The organism is Cupriavidus basilensis (assembly GCF_008801925.2).
Lineage (GTDB): Bacteria > Pseudomonadota > Gammaproteobacteria > Burkholderiales > Burkholderiaceae > Cupriavidus > Cupriavidus basilensis.
The window spans coordinates 1,830,418-1,844,685 of the sequence record NZ_CP062803.1 but is presented as its reverse complement, the minus strand read 5'-3'; the positions used below and the strand labels follow the sequence as shown (position 1 = coordinate 1,844,685).

Here is a 14,268-nt window from a genome sequence, read left to right as displayed (position 1 = left end):
CGGTTCGTGGCAACTTGCCCGCTCAGGCTTCCTTGGGCGACAGCCATGCTGGCCGCTGCGCGCCGCCGCTGCGGCCATTGGCGGCTTCCACCTGCTCGGTAAGCGCGCGCAGGGCCTGCATTGCCGCCCCGCTGGCCACATCGGCCTGGCGCAGCGCCAGTACCGGCGACGGCGGCTCCGTGGCCAGCCGGGCGACCTCCTCTGCCGCCCGGAAAGCGCCTTGCCGGGCCATCACGCAGATCACCGACGTCTTGCAGGTCAGTGGCATGTGGTCACGCAGGAAGCTGCGCATGGGTGCGGCCAAGTGGCCGATCCAGATGGGTGCGACGATGACAAGCCGCTGGCAATCGTCCAGCGCCGGGCCGGCGTAGCGGTAGCCTACATGGCGCTGCAACAAGATATCGAGCACGCAGCGCACATCGCCCAGCAAGCCGGCGCGGCTGGCCTGGTCGCCGACCTCCGCCAGCGGCCAGCCGGATTGCGCCGCCAGTTCTTCCGCGGCCTGGCGCGCCGTGCCGGTGCGCGAGTAATAAACGATCAGGATCTTTTCCATCGATGGCTCCTCAGCTCTCGATCCGGGTTATCCGCGTGCCGACCAGCGACAGGCTGATCATGACGCCGCCGTTGGCCAGCACGAAGCCCGCAATATCGCCCCGCACGGTGTTGCTATCCAGGCTGGCACCGATGCCCAGGCTCAGGACGGACACCGACCCGTCCACGCCCACGGTCCAGCCCTGGCTGGCACGGAAGCGTTCCAGCGCCTGCCCGGTCAGGAACACCAGCACCACGGCCCTGGATGCCATGCCCGCCTGCGCCCCGAGCGAGGCGCCAATCAGCCGGTAATAGGCCTTGTCCCCGCCTGCGCCACGCATCATGCCGTCGCCCTGCTCCACGCCCGCCACCGCGCCGCCGGCAAGCACATCGGGAAACACCAGCACGCCGCTGGCCTTGTCCAGCAGGGCCCGCACGCCGGGGTTGCGCGCCATCAGGCGCACCAGCACGGCTTCGCAGCGCGCATCGAGCTCGTCGGCATCCAGCACGCGCTTGTCGGCGGCTGGACCTGCCCACGCGGGCGCCGGCAGGCCTGCTGCGCAGCACAGCACGGCAGCTCCGGCGAGCGCCCGGCATGCCAGGCGCCGCCGCCTGGCGGCAGCCGGCAACGTTGGGGTCATGGCTTCGCCGTCGCGCCGGATGCCAGCTTTGTGGCCGCGTTCGCCTCAGCCTGGGGCGCGTGCACCAGCAGAACCGGCTGGCGGCATTGCCGCACCAGCGCTTCGGCAACGCTGCCCATCAGCAAGCGCCGCACGCCGCGGCGTCCGTGCGTGCCCAGCACCAGCAACTCCGCCCCGGTCTGCTGCGCCACCTGCTCGATCGCGTTGGCCACGTCGCCCAGCGCCAGGGCTTCATCCACCATCAGCGTCTTGCATGTCACCTGCGCAGCCGCCGCCTTGGCCTTGGCTTCGTCCAGCAGGATCTGCCCGCCTTCGAGCAGGCCGGCACGCAGGTCTGTCAGGTCGATGTAGCCGACCTCGTACCTGAGGTAGCTGTTATCGATCACATGCACCACGGTGAGTTCCGAGCGCAGCGCGGCGGCCAGGCGCAGCGCCTCCCCCAGCGCCCGATCGGCGGACTCGCTGCCATCCACGGCAACCAGGATCTTGCTGTACATCTTGTACCTCCCGCTGGAAAGACAGGCGCCGCAGCTTGCGGCAGACGCTTCCAGTGTGTACGCCCGGGCAAGCATGGTGTTGATGTAGATCATGGCATTTGCTGCTTTCCCGGGCACGCGCCGCTTGCGCGCTTTGTGCGCAGCGCCCGGGTGGCTTGACGTGCATCAATACGTCCCGTGCCCAGCCCTCTAAGCTGCAGATGGAAGCCGCTCCCATGCGCGCTTTCCTATCGACTATCGACATTGCAACATGGCGACATCCAGCCAGGAGGCACGGACCATGTACCAGAGAATATTGCTCGCGGTGGACGGCAGCCGCTCTTCGGAACTAGCGCTGACCCAGGCCATCACGGTGGCCAAGGCGACCGGCAGCGAGGTAAAGGTGCTCTTCGTGGCGGACGACAACGATATCTTCTTCACGGCGGGCAGCTACGACCCCCGCAAACTGATGGAAGGCATCCTGGCCGCGGGACGCGATGCGCTGGCAGCGGCCGCCGCGCGCCTGGCGGATGCCGGCGTCCCGCATTCGACGCTGATCCTCGAGAAGCCCGTTTCCCCCGGGCAGATCTCCACCACGATCGTGGAGCAAGCCGACCGCTGGAATGCGGACCTGATCGTGATCGGCACGCACGGCCGCCGCGGCTTCCGGCGCCTGGTCATGGGCAGTGTGTCCGAAGGCGTGGTGCACAAGAGCAACAAGCCGGTGCTGATGGTGCGCAGCGAGATCGAGGAATGAGGGCGCCCCGGGTCCTTGCCGGCCTGCTGGCCGCATGGGCCTTGAGTTGCCATGGCATCGCGCTGGCCGTGCAGGCCGCGCCGGCAGCGCTCTGGTTTTCGCAGGGCCATCCCAATGCCCAGGCCTGGCAGGCCGCCGGCATCCTCGACGGCGCCACGGCCGACGGGCTGGACCCCCGCGATTATGATGCCGAGGGCCTGCACCGCGCGCTGGGCCAGGCCGCGCACGGGCCGCCACTGACGCCCGAAGCCGCCGCCTCGCTGGACGAGAGGCTGACGGCGGCAATGCAGCGCTATCTCGCCGACCTGCACGGCGGCCGGGTCGATCCCGGCACGATCCACGAGAAATTTGCCCCGGCGCCGGACCGGCAGTTCGATCCGTCGCGCCTCCTGCGCGCAGCCGTCGCCGGGCAGGACCTGCCCGAGGCAGTCCGGCAGGCGGCGCCGTCGTTCCCGCTCTACGCCAGCCTGCGCGCGGCGCTTTCACGCTACCGCGCGCTGGCAGGCCACCCGGCCTGGCAGGCACCGCTGCCGCCGCTGCCCGGCAGGAAGCTGGTGCCCGGGCAGGCCTACGCCGGGCTGCCGGTGCTGGCGCAGCGCCTGATCGCACTAGGCGACCTGCCCGCCGCCACGCCGGTCCCGGAACGCTACCAAGGCGAACTGGTGGAGGGCGTCAAGGCGTTCCAGGTTCGCCACGGGCTGGAGGCGGATGGCGCCATCGGCGCGGGCACGTTCGCGCAACTGAACGCGCCGCTCGCCGGCCGCGTGCGGCAGATCGAACTGACGCTGGAGCGCCTGCGCTGGACGCCCCTGCTGGAGGGCCCGCGCATGATCGTGGTCAACGTGCCGGAGTTCGTATTGCGCGCCTACGAAATCCACGACGGCGCCATCCAGGTCAAGGCGGAAATGAAGGTGATCGTGGGCAAGGCGCTCGATACGCGCACGCCGCTGTTCAAGGAGGACATGCGCTTCATCGAGTTCAGTCCTTACTGGAACGTGCCGCCGTCCATCGCGCGCGCGGAAACCGTGCCCCGGCTGCGCCGCGATCCCGGCTATTTCGAGCGGCAAGGCTTCGAGTTCGTCACTGGCGACGGCAAGGTGATCACCACCCTGTCGGCTGCCAGCCTGGATGCGGTCCAGCGCGGCCAACTGCGCATACGGCAACGCCCGGGCCCGATGAATGCGCTTGGCGACATCAAGTTCGTCTTCCCCAACAACGAGAACATCTACCTGCATCACACGCCCACCCCGCAACTGTTCGCGCGGGACCGACGCGACCTGAGCCATGGCTGCATCCGTGTCGAGGCGCCGGAGGCGCTGGCTGGCTTCGTGCTGCAGGACACGCCCGGCTGGACCGAGGCGCGCATCCGCCAGGCCATGGAGAAGGGAGAATCCAGCACGCTGCGGCTGCGCCAGCCCTTGCCGGTTGTGCTTGCCTACGGCACGGCCATCGTCAAGGCCGATGCTCGCATCTACTTCTTCCCGGATATCTATGGGCTGGACAGCGTGCTTGACGAGGCGCTGCGGCAACGGTCGGCCCGCCTGCGGGCTTCCGCCTTGGCCAGCACGCAGGCAAGATAGGGCAATTGCACCAAAGGGGAGTGCTTTCGATGACCAGACCGCCCAGCGATCCTCGCCGCCGGTTCCTGCGGCACGCCGGCGGGCTTGTGCTGGCTGGCACGCTGCTGCCGTTGCCGGCCCGGGCCGCGCTGGCAAGCTTGCCCGATGCCCGCAGCTTGTCCTTCGAGCACACCCACACCGGCGAGCGCATCGCCTTGGTCTACGCCGTCGGCGATCAGTTCGTGCCCGGGTCGCTGGCCGCGCTCAATCACTTCCTGCGCGATCACTACTCGGGCGAGGTCGGCGTGATCGATCCGCAACTGTTCGCGCTGCTTTACCGCCTGAGGCAAACCCTGTGCTGCGAGACCCCCTTCCAGGTCATCTCCGGCTATCGCAGCCCCGCCACCAACGCGCGGCTGCGCAAGACGCGCGGTGGCGGCGTGGCCAGCCATAGCCTGCATATGGACGGCAAAGCCATCGATATCCGCCTGCCCGGCGTTGCGCTGTCCGACCTGCGTGACGCCGCGCTCTCGCTGCGCGCCGGCGGCGTGGGCTTCTATGCGCAGGAACAGTTCGTGCATACGGATACGGGCCGGGTGCGGGATTGGTAGGCAAGGCGCCGTTGAAGGCCATCGGCAGGTTCCGGCCAGGCTCACGCCTCCGGGTTTTCCCCATCGGCGGCCCCCCCTAGCCTGGGCGGCCCGGACAAGTTATGCTCTTGGCCGCATATTAGCCCGCACGGGGTAGACTAGCGCTCAATCGACAATCGCCCGGCAACGGGCGGGCATATCTGGACGGAAATCAGCCATGCGCACCCCTGCACAATCAATCTCTTGCCCGCGCGCATGCCACTAAGCCGGTTGTTGTTGCCCCCAGAGCCGCCCACGCTCGCGCCCGGCATCGCGCACAGCAGTTTCAGCGTGCAAGGCGACGCCCGCCAGAGCTTGCTGGCCTGGCAGGAGCGGATGAGTCCGGTCTATGATATCCGGCCTGCCACGGCGCAAGGCGAGCAGACGTTCGAAGCCTCGCTGTCTCGCTACTCCATCGACGATCTGAGCTTCTTCGACATCCGCACCGGTCCCAATCTGGCCGAGCGCTCGTTGGGGCGCGTGTCGACCGAGAACATTCGCGACATCACCTTCAGCGTGTTCCTGGAAGGCATGCCAGCCCAGTTCCTGGGCGGCAAGCCCGGGCCAGACGCGCCGCGGCGGCCCGGCGTGCCAAGCATCCTTGCGCTGGACATGGACCAGCCATGCACCATCCGGAGTTTTCATGGCCGCATGCTGCTGTTTTTCGTGCCACGCGCCTTGGTGGAAATGGCCTTCCCCGACGCCGCCTCGCTGCATGGCCGCCTGGTTGAGGCCACCACCCCGCTGATGCGGGTGCTGATCTCGCATCTGGTAGCACTGAATCGGCAAATCGTAGGCCTGTGCAAAGAGGAAGCCGAGCGGGCATTTCGCACCGCGGTCGAACTGCTGGCCGCTGCGTTCAGCCGGCACGCGGGGCTCTCCGGCAACGCCCGCGCTGCGGTGCGGGCGGCGGTGTACGGACAGGTGCGGCGCTATGTCGAGGCCAATCTGCATGACCCCGACCTGACCCCTGACAGCGTGCTGCAATCGCTGCATCTGTCACGCGCCAGCGTGTACCGCCTGTTCATGCATGAAGGTGGCCTGGCCGCCTATATCCGCAGCCGCAGGCTGCGGGCAGCGGCCGATGAACTGGTGCGGTTTCCCGACATGGCGGTGCAAGACATTGCCTCAGGGCTCGGCTTCAACAATGCATCGAGCTTTACGCGCGCCTTTCGCCGCGCCTACGACATCGCGCCGCAGGAATTGCACAGCTATGCCGCGCTGCTACAGCGCGAACAGGCAAGGCTGCAGCGCCATGCACCCTGGCGCGCGGCGGGATTCAGGTAGGAATCCGTTCGGGACACTGCCCCCCCCCCGCCCCTCTTGCCCCTTCTTGCCCCGTCACTCCACCGGCGCCGCCGACATCCACCCGTTTGCCGCATTCGCCGCCACGACCTGTTTCGCGATCGAATCGCCCAGGCGCCTGGCATCCGCGGAGATACTGTCGCGCTTGACTTCGGACACGCCATGCACGCCCGCGCCGGCCGCGGCGGACATCGCGAGATGGCCGGCGGCGGCACCGACGCCGGCGGTTTCCGCCACGCCCGGCATGTGGCCGCTGTTGGCCTCGGCCGCGAAGCTCTGCAGCGGCATGGGCGCACCGTCCGCCGGCTTGTACAGGATCTGGACCGACGCGCCGACCTCGCTCTTGCCTGCGCCAAGGCCGATCAGCAAGCGGCGCCGACGCTTGCCCTCGTCGATCTTCTGGATGCTTCCCGCGACGATCAGCGCATTGCTGTGCGCGGGCGCGGGGCCGTCCGCGCGTACCGCGTGCAGTCCCTGGGACTGCAGCTGGCGCACGATTTCATTGGACACCTGCTCGCTGGCTTCGCGCGCCGCCTGGCTCTGCTCGCTGGCGGCGGAACCGCCGGCGGCCATCGTCTTGAGTTTCTGAGCCATGCCGCTGTCGAGTTTCACCTGATCCGGGCTGGCATCGAAGGCTTGCACATAGATGATGTCCGCCTGCACCTGTGCCTGCGGCATGGCGCTGGCCTGGGTCACGCCGGTGACGCCCCAGGCGCAGCCCGCCATCAAGAGCGATCCTGCCGCCAATGCCGTCATCGCTAGACGCGTGGCGTTGTGCTTGATGAGTGAGTATGAATTCCGCATGTTGTTCCTGTCATCGGCTCCATCGAGCTGCCAATTGCTGCCAATTGCTGCCGATTGCCGAAATTGCCGAAAAATTGCCGAGAAGATGTCACCGACAATCATTCGATCCACAGGATCAGAAGCCATCGGAGATCACGCCTGCTTGCGTGCGGCTCATCTGCTATCGGTGTGAGCCGCAACCCGCAGACGCAAGTATGGGAGGAACCGGCTGCGCGCGCCATGCAGGAAATATGTCGCGCGATGTCATGCTTGCGCCGGGCCCGTGCGTACGGAATGCGCGGCTTCGCCTGAGGCCGGTGGCCGGTGCAGCGGCAACGCCACCACGGCTTCCAGCCCCCCGCCCTCGCGGGCGCGGAACTGCAAGGAGCCGCCGTGCAGGCGCGCAATGCGCTCCACGATCGCCAGGCCCAGGCCGGTGCCGCCCGAATGGCCGCGCGCGTTGCTGCCACGGCTAAAGGGCGCCTTGAGCTGCTCCAGCTCCTGCGCACTGATGCCGCTGCCCCGGTCGCACACGGCGGCATAGGCCATATCGCCCTCGGCCCAGGTGCGCACGAGCAAGCCGGTGCGTCCGTAGACGACCGCGTTGTGCATCAGGTTCATCAGCAGCCGCATCAGGCTCACCGGCCGGAACGAAAGCGCCGGCACGCTGCCGAGCGAAAGCGCGAACTCGTGCCCAAGCCCGGCATAATCCGCGGCGAGCTGGCTAACGAGCGCATTGAGGTCGCCAGGCTGCGGCACCTCGCGCTCGCCACTGCCCGCGTAGTCCATGAACTGCTGGAGGATCGTGTCGATCTGATCGAGATAGCCCTCCGCCGATGCCACGAACTGATCGGCGGCGCCGCGCGGCATCGCCATGGCCATCGCCAGGCGCAGCTTGGTGAGCGGCGTGCGGATATCGTGCGACACGCCGGCCAGCATCAGCGCGCGCGTCGCCTCCGCCTGCTGCAATGCCTGCGTCATCTGGTTGAATGCGCTGCTCACCTGGGCGATTTCCGTCGGCCCGCTGGTGGGCAGAGGCACGGGGGCTTCGCCGGCGCTGACGTGGCGTGCCGCGCGCGCCAGATCCTGCAGCGGACGGTTGATGTGCAGCTGGATCAGGTAGCCCGTGAGCGCCGCAAGCAAGGCGAAGGCCGCCGACAGCGCCAGTGCGGTGGTGACGCCGCTCGCCTGCGCGTCTTCGGTCATCGGCAAGGCGATCCATTGGGGCGCGCCGCCCACGTGTACGCGAATCCAGAGTTGCTCCCCTTCCCCCTCCCTCTCGCCTTTCCCCGTCTGCCATCGCACCGCCATGTCCGGCGGCAGGTAGCGCTGCAATGCCTCCATGAAAACATCGCGCTGGTAGGTACGAAAGATGTGGAGCGGACTGGCATGCGGCGCCTCTGCGCCTTGCTCCGGCGGCTGCGCCCGCGCCCCGAGCCGTGCGGCCGCCGCGCGGCCCTGTTCGGGTGGCATGGCGGCAAAGACGCGGTCGAGCGTCTTCACGTAATCCGAAAAGATGATCGCCGCACGCTCGATGTGCGGGCGCTGCACGAAATGCAGCAACACGGTGAGCGCGCTGACCTGGGTCAGCGCCACGAGCGCCACCAGCAGGGCGATGTTGCGCGCGAGCAGCGAGCGGGGCAACGCGAGCCGCATCACGGCCCGACGCCAGCGACCAGCATGTAGCCGACGCCCCACACGGTCTTGATGAAGCGCGGCTTGGACGGATCGTCTTCGACGATCTGGCGCAGCCGCAGGATCTGTACATCGATGCTGCGGTCAAGGGCGTCATGGTCGCGGCCGCGGGCGCGCGCCAGCAGGTTCTCGCGGCTCACCGGGCGGTTTGGCGACGACCCTAGCGCGTGCAGCAGCAGCATCTGCGCGGAGTGCACTTCGACCGGCTCGCCGCCGCGCTCCAGCGTCTGCTTGCCGACATCGAAGGCGAAATCGCCGAAGCGCAAGGTCTGCGAAGTCACGGTCGGATCTCCAGCCGCCATCTTCTGCCGGCGCAGCAGCGCGCGGATCCGTGCCACCAGTTCGTCCGGGAGGAATGGCTTGGCAAGATAGTCGTCGGCGCCGGTCTCCAGCCCCACCACCCTGTCGACCGGATCGCCCTTGGCGGTCAGCATCAGGATGGGCAGCGTCTGCCCTTCGGCGCGCAGCCGGCGGCAAATGGCCAGGCCATCTTCCGGTTCCATCATCAGGTCCAGCACGAGCAGGTCGTACGGCTCGCGCTGCAGGTAGCGGTCAAGCCGCTTGCCATCGGCAACCGCGCGCACCTGGAAGCCGTGCCCGGTCAGGAACCGTTGCAGCATGTTGCGCAGCTCGGCCTCATCATCGAGCACGATAATCCTGTTCACCTGCTCCATGGCGCGTCTCCGGCAAGGACCGCGAATCCCCTGAGATCCGCGGTGATCCGTGGTGATCAGCGGGCCATTGCCTTCTGTCTCATGAACCCCTCGATCTGCGCCAACGTGACGTATCCGGCCTGCTGCGTGTCGATCTCGTCGAAATGGCTGGCGACCATCGGCATGCCCGCCGCCGCTTGCTCCCGGGTCAGCTTGCCGTCACGCGTGGTGTTGGCATTGGCGAAGCGCATCTGCAATTGCTGCATCGCACGCTCCACCCGCGCACTGCCGGCCGCTGGTGGCGCGACGCTCTGCGCGGATGCGCCTGCAGAAACAATACACAAAATCAAAACCGCGATCATCTGCTTCATGGTGTTCTCCGTGGTGTAGCCGACATTCCATGCCGGCGGGGGTAATCGATCCGCATCGATCCCGAGCAATCAGATAGGGCGGATGGCCGTCAGGCCCAGTGTGCAGGCACCCAGACGCGGCCGACCCAGTGTCCGGGCACCATGACCGCCGCGCGCGGCGCCCGTGCCACGTAGACGGCACGCGGCGCCATATACACAACCCGCGGCGGGGGCGGCGGCGCGACCACCACCACCTTGGGCGCCGGCGGGGCGACGTAGACCGCCTTCGGGGGCTGCGCGGGCGGCAGGTAGACCGGCGTGGGCTGCACATAGGCCACCGGAGGCGGCGGCACATAGGCCACTGGCGCGGGCGTGACGACCACCGGCGCGGTGCCAACCGCCACGGTGGCGCCCACGGTGGTCACCGTGGCGCCGGTCGTGACGGTGCCTGCGGTCGTGACCGTGCCGCCATGCACCACCGTCGTGCCGCCGCCCGTCGTCACGACACCCGGCGCCACGCGCGTCGCGGTGCCCGAGTGGGTGACGGTGCCGCCATCCGCGCCGGTCACCGTGCCCGAGCGGGCGCACGTCGCGCCGGCGCAAGTGGTCGATGCCGCGTGGCTGACCGTGTTGCCGTTCGAGTCGGTGATCGTGCCCGACGACGAATACTGGCCTGGCGCATCACGCGTCACGCTGCCCGCCGTGGAGGCAGTCTGGCCGTTTGGCCCGGTGAGGTTGCCCGTGTGCGAGCAGGTGCCGCCGGCACAACTGGTGTCGCCAGCGTGCTGTACCGAGCGGCCGTTGGGCCCGGTCGCCGTGCCCGAGTTGGAGAACTGTCCCGGCGCGGTACGGGTCACCGTGCCGGTATTGGTCGCGATCCCGCCGTAGGGACCGGCGACGCCACCGGCGTGTGAACAGCTTGCGCCTGCGCAGGAACCGGCATGCGCGCCGTTATAGACGCCGTGCGGCGTGTAGGCCGTGCCGTGGCCCGACCAGCCGGCGAAGGCCGGGGTGCTGGCGAGGAGGATCAGCGAGGCGGCCGCTGTGACAAGGTGATGGCGTTTCATGAGATGTCCTTCGGGTTCGGTTTCGGGTCAGGTCACGCACTGCGGCCTGGCAACGGGTCGAACTATAGGACGAGGGGGCGAAACATTCGCCCTGGAAAACATGTCGCGGTGTTACACCGGCCGGGCAGGCGGATCGGCTGACATCGGGCGACATAGTTTCCGACTGGTTCCGGCGGCGGCCGCCCACTACAGTGGCCTCACCCGACGCGACGGCGGTCACTGCCGCAGACGACGCGTCCCACCCCAACCTGTTCCGCGCCCATCATGCACACCACTGGAAACATCGCGCTCTATCTCGCGTTAGCCACGTCGTTCATCGTCGCCGTCTCGCTCGTCGAGGCGTTCGTGCTGGCCCGAAAGCTGCGCCACAGCGCCGCGCCATTCGACTGGAATGAAACATGGCTGTCGCTGGCCGACCTGGCCGGCGGCAAGCTGTTCGCGCTGCTGCCGCTCTCGCTGGCAACGCCGATCTTCGCCTTCGCCTGGGATCATCGCCTCTTTACCGTCACGATCAACAGCGCGCTGATGGCGCTGCTGCTGTTTGTCGGCCAGGAGTTCTGCTACTACTGGTATCACCGCGCGTCGCACCGCATCCGCTTTTTCTGGGCCACGCATGCGGTCCATCACTCGCCGAACCAGTTGACGCTGTCGTCGGCCTACCGGCTTGGCTGGACCAGCAAGCTGAGCGGCTCGGCGATGTTCTTCGCGCCGCTCGTCTGGCTTGGCGTGCGCCCTGAGGTCGTGCTCGCCACGCTGATGTTCAACCTGCTGTATCAGTTCTGGCTGCACAACACGTGGATGCCCAAGCTCGGCTGGCTCGAATACGTGTTCAACACGCCGTCGGCGCATCGCGTGCACCACGCGTCGAATGCCGATTACCTGGATGCCAACTACGGCGGCGTGCTGATCGTGTTCGATCGCCTGTTCGGCACCTACGTCGAGGAACGCGCCGACGAACCGTGCCGTTACGGCCTGGTAACGCCGACGCATACGCGCAACCCCCTCGTCAATCAGTTCGAGCACTGGGTCAGCCTGGCGCGGGATATCGCGTCGGCCGGCAATGCATGGACCGCCATCCGTTACGTGATGCTGCCGCCCGGCTGGCGCGCGGACGGCACTGGCGAGACCACGGAGAACCTGCGCCAGCGCCACTGCGCCGCGCCACGGCCCGCGTCTACTCGCTGACCCCTTGCGCCAGCCAACGAATCGCAGGGTGTTCACCGGGCAGCGCCGCGCGGGCGGCGTCCTCCATCAGCCGCAAGCCGGTGTTGCTGTTGGTGAGCAGCACGACGCCCGCGCGCTGCTCGGTGCTGCCCATCACGAATGCCCTCACGCCTTGCATCTTGCCCCACTGGAAAAACGTGCCCCGGCTGGGCTCGACACCCCACCCCAGCCCCCAGCCGATGTCCGGCTCCGTGGCAGCCGGCGCGCCATCGAGGTAGACGATTTCTCCTTTTGGCACCATGACGGCTGCCGTCAGCCATTGTTGCCAGGTCGAGGCACTCAGCCCGTCGCCCCGAAGCACGGCGGCAACAAAGGCGCCGTAGTCGCCGGCCGTGGTCTGCAGCGAATAGGAGGCGCTCGCCGCGGGCGGGCGATGCACGTCGAGCCGCTGCGCCGCCTCATGCGGGTTGGCCGCATTGGCGAGGAACCGATCCTGCCACTCCAGGCTCGATGAGCGCATCCCGAGCGGCTCGAACACCAGGCGCCGCAGGATCGCTTCCAGGGTTTCCCCTGTTTTTGCCTCGACGGCGGACTGCAGAAACGTGAACCCCAGGCTGGAGTAGCTGAACCACGCGCCAGGCGGAAAGTGCAGCCGCAGCGGATTCTTGTCGCGCAGGTTCTGCAGGCCACAGGTATGCGTGAGCACGTGGCGCATGGTGATGCGCGCCGAGGCCGCATCGTCCGGCACGATCGGCTGGGCCGGGCGCGACAGCGGCTCGTCAAGATCCAGCACACCGGCGTCGACAAGCTGCAGCAAGGCGTACGAGACGATCGGCTTGGTGAGCGATGCCGCGCAGAACACAGTGCTGGCATCCACCGGTTCGGCGGTGTCGTGGTTCCTCACGCCGGCGGCGGCCACCTCGACCGAGTCCTCGCGCACGTGCGCCAGGCAGGCGCCGGTAACGGATTTGTCGGCCAGCAGATGCGCAAGGCGCATATCCAGCGATGCCCTTCCATAGCCCATGTTGCCTCACTCCGTTTGACAAAGAATCAGATCATCAGATCGTGCCCGTGAAGTCCCGGAGCGCCGTACTCACCGCCATGATGGCCGTGCGCCAGTCGTCCCTGGCCGGCTGGCGGAACAGCCGCGCGGTCGGATACCAGGGGCTGTCCGTGCGGGCAAGCTGCCAGCGCCAGTCCGGGGTGAACGGCACCAGGATCCACACCGGCTTGCCAAGTGCGCCGGCCAGGTGCGCAATCGCCGTGTCGACGCAGATCACCAGGTCGAGCTCGGCGATCAGGGCGGCGGTATCCCAGAACGTTTCCAGCTGCGCCGACGGATCGCGCATCGCGGGTAGCGCGCGCAAGGCGTCGAGATCGGATGCCCTGACGTCCTTCTGCAGCGAGACGAACGTGGCATCGGCCTCGAACAACGGGGCCAGGTCGCGCAGGGGTATCGACCGCTTGCGGTCGTTGAGGTGCGTGGGGCTGCCGCTCCACACCACGCCGACACGCGGACGGCGCGCGTCCTCGCCGAGCCAGGCTGCCCACCTGGCGCGGCGCGCGGCATCGGCGTGCAGGTACGGCGTGGCCGCGGGGATGGCGGTGCTCACCTTCCAGAGTGCGTACGGCAGGCTCAGCAAGGGGCAGTGATAATCGAACGCCGGCACCGCCTCGCTCTGGCCGATCACCGCGCTGACCCCTGGGAAATCCGCCAGCAAGGCACGCAGGGGTTCCTGCACGCGCAGCACGATCCGCGCGCCGATGTCCACCAGCAACGGGATGTAGCGCACGAACTGCAGCGTGTCGCCAAAGCCTTGCTCGCAATGCAGCAGCAGCGTCTTGCCGGCAAGCGGCGGCGCGCCGAGCCAGAGGCTATCCCCAAGGCCGTGCGGCCGCTGGATCCCGATTTGCCAGCGGCACTCGTATTCGCGCCACCCGTGCTCGAACTCGCCCAGCAGCAGGTTGGTGCCGGCCCGGTTGGCGCGCGCGCCGGGATTGTTCGGGGCGATCTGTATGGCCTTCTTGAACATGCGCAGCGCTTCCTCGAAGCGATGCGACTCGCCCAGCGCGACACCGAGGTTGGTGTAGGCGTCGGCGCAATCAGGCTTGAGCTCGATCGCGCGCCGGTACGCCGCCATCTCGGCATCGTACTGGTCCAGCAGGCCCAGGGCACGGCCCATGTTGTAGTGGATCTCCCAGGAGCCCGGGCTGAGGGCGGCGGCACGCTTGAGCATTTCCAGCGCGCGCCCGTGCTCGCCCAGCGCTGACAGCGACATCGCCGCCGCGTGCAGGGACGGCAGTTGGCGCGGGGCCAGCCCGATGGCCTGCTCCAGCAGGGCAACGGCGCGCGCATGGTTGCCCGCGGCCTGGTGCACCAGGCCGGCGGCATGGCAGCGCTCCGCCTGGGCCGGGAGGACAGTCAGGGCGCGGTCGAAGTATCCGGCGGCTGCCGCGGGGCTTTGCTTGCGCGCGGCGATGTAGGCGAGCCCCTCCAGGGCATCGCCGTGATGCGGGTCCGCGTCGATGACTTCCTGAAGCCATTGCGCTGCCGCGTCGAGCTGGCCAGCGTCGAAGTGGCGCTGGGCGGCTTCGAGCTGCGCGGTGAAATGCTGATCCATTACCCCTTCTGTCCTTCAATTTGATAGCAAGGCGGCC

The 14,268-nt window shown here is 68.1% G+C and carries 15 protein-coding genes; 5 read left to right on the top strand and 10 right to left on the bottom strand.

All coding sequences use genetic code 11. The features are described from left to right. Window positions 1-22 precede the first annotated feature (22 nt). From F7R26_RS08400 to F7R26_RS08390, 3 genes are read right to left on the bottom strand one after another with little or no spacing between them, the layout of a single operon-like run. Window positions 23-553 carry a flavodoxin family protein gene (locus tag F7R26_RS08400; RefSeq protein ID WP_150985846.1) on the bottom strand — a complete coding sequence of 177 codons (531 nt, stop codon included), beginning with the start codon at window positions 551-553 and terminating at the stop codon, window positions 23-25. Window positions 554-563: 10 nt separating this feature from the next. Then, complete coding sequence (locus F7R26_RS08395; RefSeq protein WP_150985845.1) at window positions 564-1,172, bottom strand: lipid-binding SYLF domain-containing protein; 609 nt, start codon at window positions 1,170-1,172, stop codon at window positions 564-566. Further along, window positions 1,169-1,669: a universal stress protein gene (locus tag F7R26_RS08390; RefSeq protein ID WP_150985923.1), complete on the bottom strand. Its 501-nt coding sequence runs from the start codon at window positions 1,667-1,669 to the stop codon at window positions 1,169-1,171. Before F7R26_RS08390 ends, F7R26_RS08395 begins: the two co-directional genes overlap by 4 nt. A 280-nt stretch (window positions 1,670-1,949) precedes the next feature. On the opposite strand from F7R26_RS08390, the gene F7R26_RS08385 reads away from it, so the two are divergent. From F7R26_RS08385 to F7R26_RS08370, 4 genes are all read left to right on the top strand, one after another. Beyond that, window positions 1,950-2,405, top strand: coding sequence for a universal stress protein (locus tag F7R26_RS08385; protein WP_150985844.1), 456 nt, complete (start codon window positions 1,950-1,952; stop codon window positions 2,403-2,405). After that, window positions 2,402-3,985, top strand: coding sequence for a L,D-transpeptidase family protein (locus F7R26_RS08380; protein ID WP_150985843.1), 1,584 nt, complete (start codon window positions 2,402-2,404; stop codon window positions 3,983-3,985). The genes F7R26_RS08385 and F7R26_RS08380 overlap by 4 nt, the downstream gene beginning before the upstream one ends. A gap of 29 nt (window positions 3,986-4,014) precedes the next feature. Further along, window positions 4,015-4,575 (top strand): YcbK family protein, encoded by a 561-nt coding sequence (locus F7R26_RS08375; RefSeq protein ID WP_150985842.1) that lies wholly within the window; start codon window positions 4,015-4,017, stop codon window positions 4,573-4,575. A gap of 309 nt (window positions 4,576-4,884) precedes the next feature. Next, window positions 4,885-5,880 (top strand): AraC family transcriptional regulator, encoded by a 996-nt coding sequence (locus F7R26_RS08370; RefSeq protein ID WP_241754461.1) that lies wholly within the window; start codon window positions 4,885-4,887, stop codon window positions 5,878-5,880. Between the two features lie 54 nt (window positions 5,881-5,934). On the opposite strand, the gene F7R26_RS08365 is transcribed toward F7R26_RS08370, so the two are convergent. From F7R26_RS08365 to F7R26_RS08345, 5 genes are all read right to left on the bottom strand, one after another. Next, on the bottom strand, window positions 5,935-6,702 hold the full coding sequence (locus tag F7R26_RS08365) for a DUF4410 domain-containing protein (protein ID WP_150985840.1): 768 nt from the start codon (window positions 6,700-6,702) through the stop codon (window positions 5,935-5,937). A gap of 243 nt (window positions 6,703-6,945) precedes the next feature. Next, the gene (locus F7R26_RS08360; protein WP_150985839.1) at window positions 6,946-8,337 is read right to left on the bottom strand and encodes an ATP-binding protein; all 1,392 of its coding nucleotides are present in this window, start codon (window positions 8,335-8,337) and stop codon (window positions 6,946-6,948) included. Then, a complete protein-coding gene (locus F7R26_RS08355) occupies window positions 8,337-9,050 on the bottom strand; it encodes a response regulator (protein ID WP_150985838.1) in 714 nt (237 codons plus the stop codon). Before F7R26_RS08355 ends, F7R26_RS08360 begins: the two co-directional genes overlap by 1 nt. Before the next feature lie 56 nt (window positions 9,051-9,106). Further along, complete coding sequence (locus tag F7R26_RS08350; RefSeq protein WP_150985837.1) at window positions 9,107-9,400, bottom strand: EF-hand domain-containing protein; 294 nt, start codon at window positions 9,398-9,400, stop codon at window positions 9,107-9,109. A gap of 89 nt (window positions 9,401-9,489) precedes the next feature. Further along, the gene (locus tag F7R26_RS08345) at window positions 9,490-10,446 is read right to left on the bottom strand and encodes a hypothetical protein (protein ID WP_150985836.1); all 957 of its coding nucleotides are present in this window, start codon (window positions 10,444-10,446) and stop codon (window positions 9,490-9,492) included. Between the two features lie 264 nt (window positions 10,447-10,710). Here F7R26_RS08345 and F7R26_RS08340 point away from each other — a divergent pair, with 264 nt between their 5' ends. Next, the gene (locus F7R26_RS08340; RefSeq protein ID WP_150985835.1) at window positions 10,711-11,631 is read left to right on the top strand and encodes a sterol desaturase family protein; all 921 of its coding nucleotides are present in this window, start codon (window positions 10,711-10,713) and stop codon (window positions 11,629-11,631) included. Here F7R26_RS08340 and F7R26_RS08335 read toward each other — a convergent pair. Then, the gene (locus F7R26_RS08335; protein WP_150985834.1) at window positions 11,621-12,634 is read right to left on the bottom strand and encodes a serine hydrolase domain-containing protein; all 1,014 of its coding nucleotides are present in this window, start codon (window positions 12,632-12,634) and stop codon (window positions 11,621-11,623) included. The two genes, F7R26_RS08340 and F7R26_RS08335, sit on opposite strands and share 11 nt — an antisense overlap. A 34-nt stretch (window positions 12,635-12,668) precedes the next feature. Then, complete coding sequence (locus tag F7R26_RS08330; RefSeq protein ID WP_150985833.1) at window positions 12,669-14,231, bottom strand: tetratricopeptide repeat protein; 1,563 nt, start codon at window positions 14,229-14,231, stop codon at window positions 12,669-12,671. Window positions 14,232-14,268 lie beyond the last annotated feature (37 nt).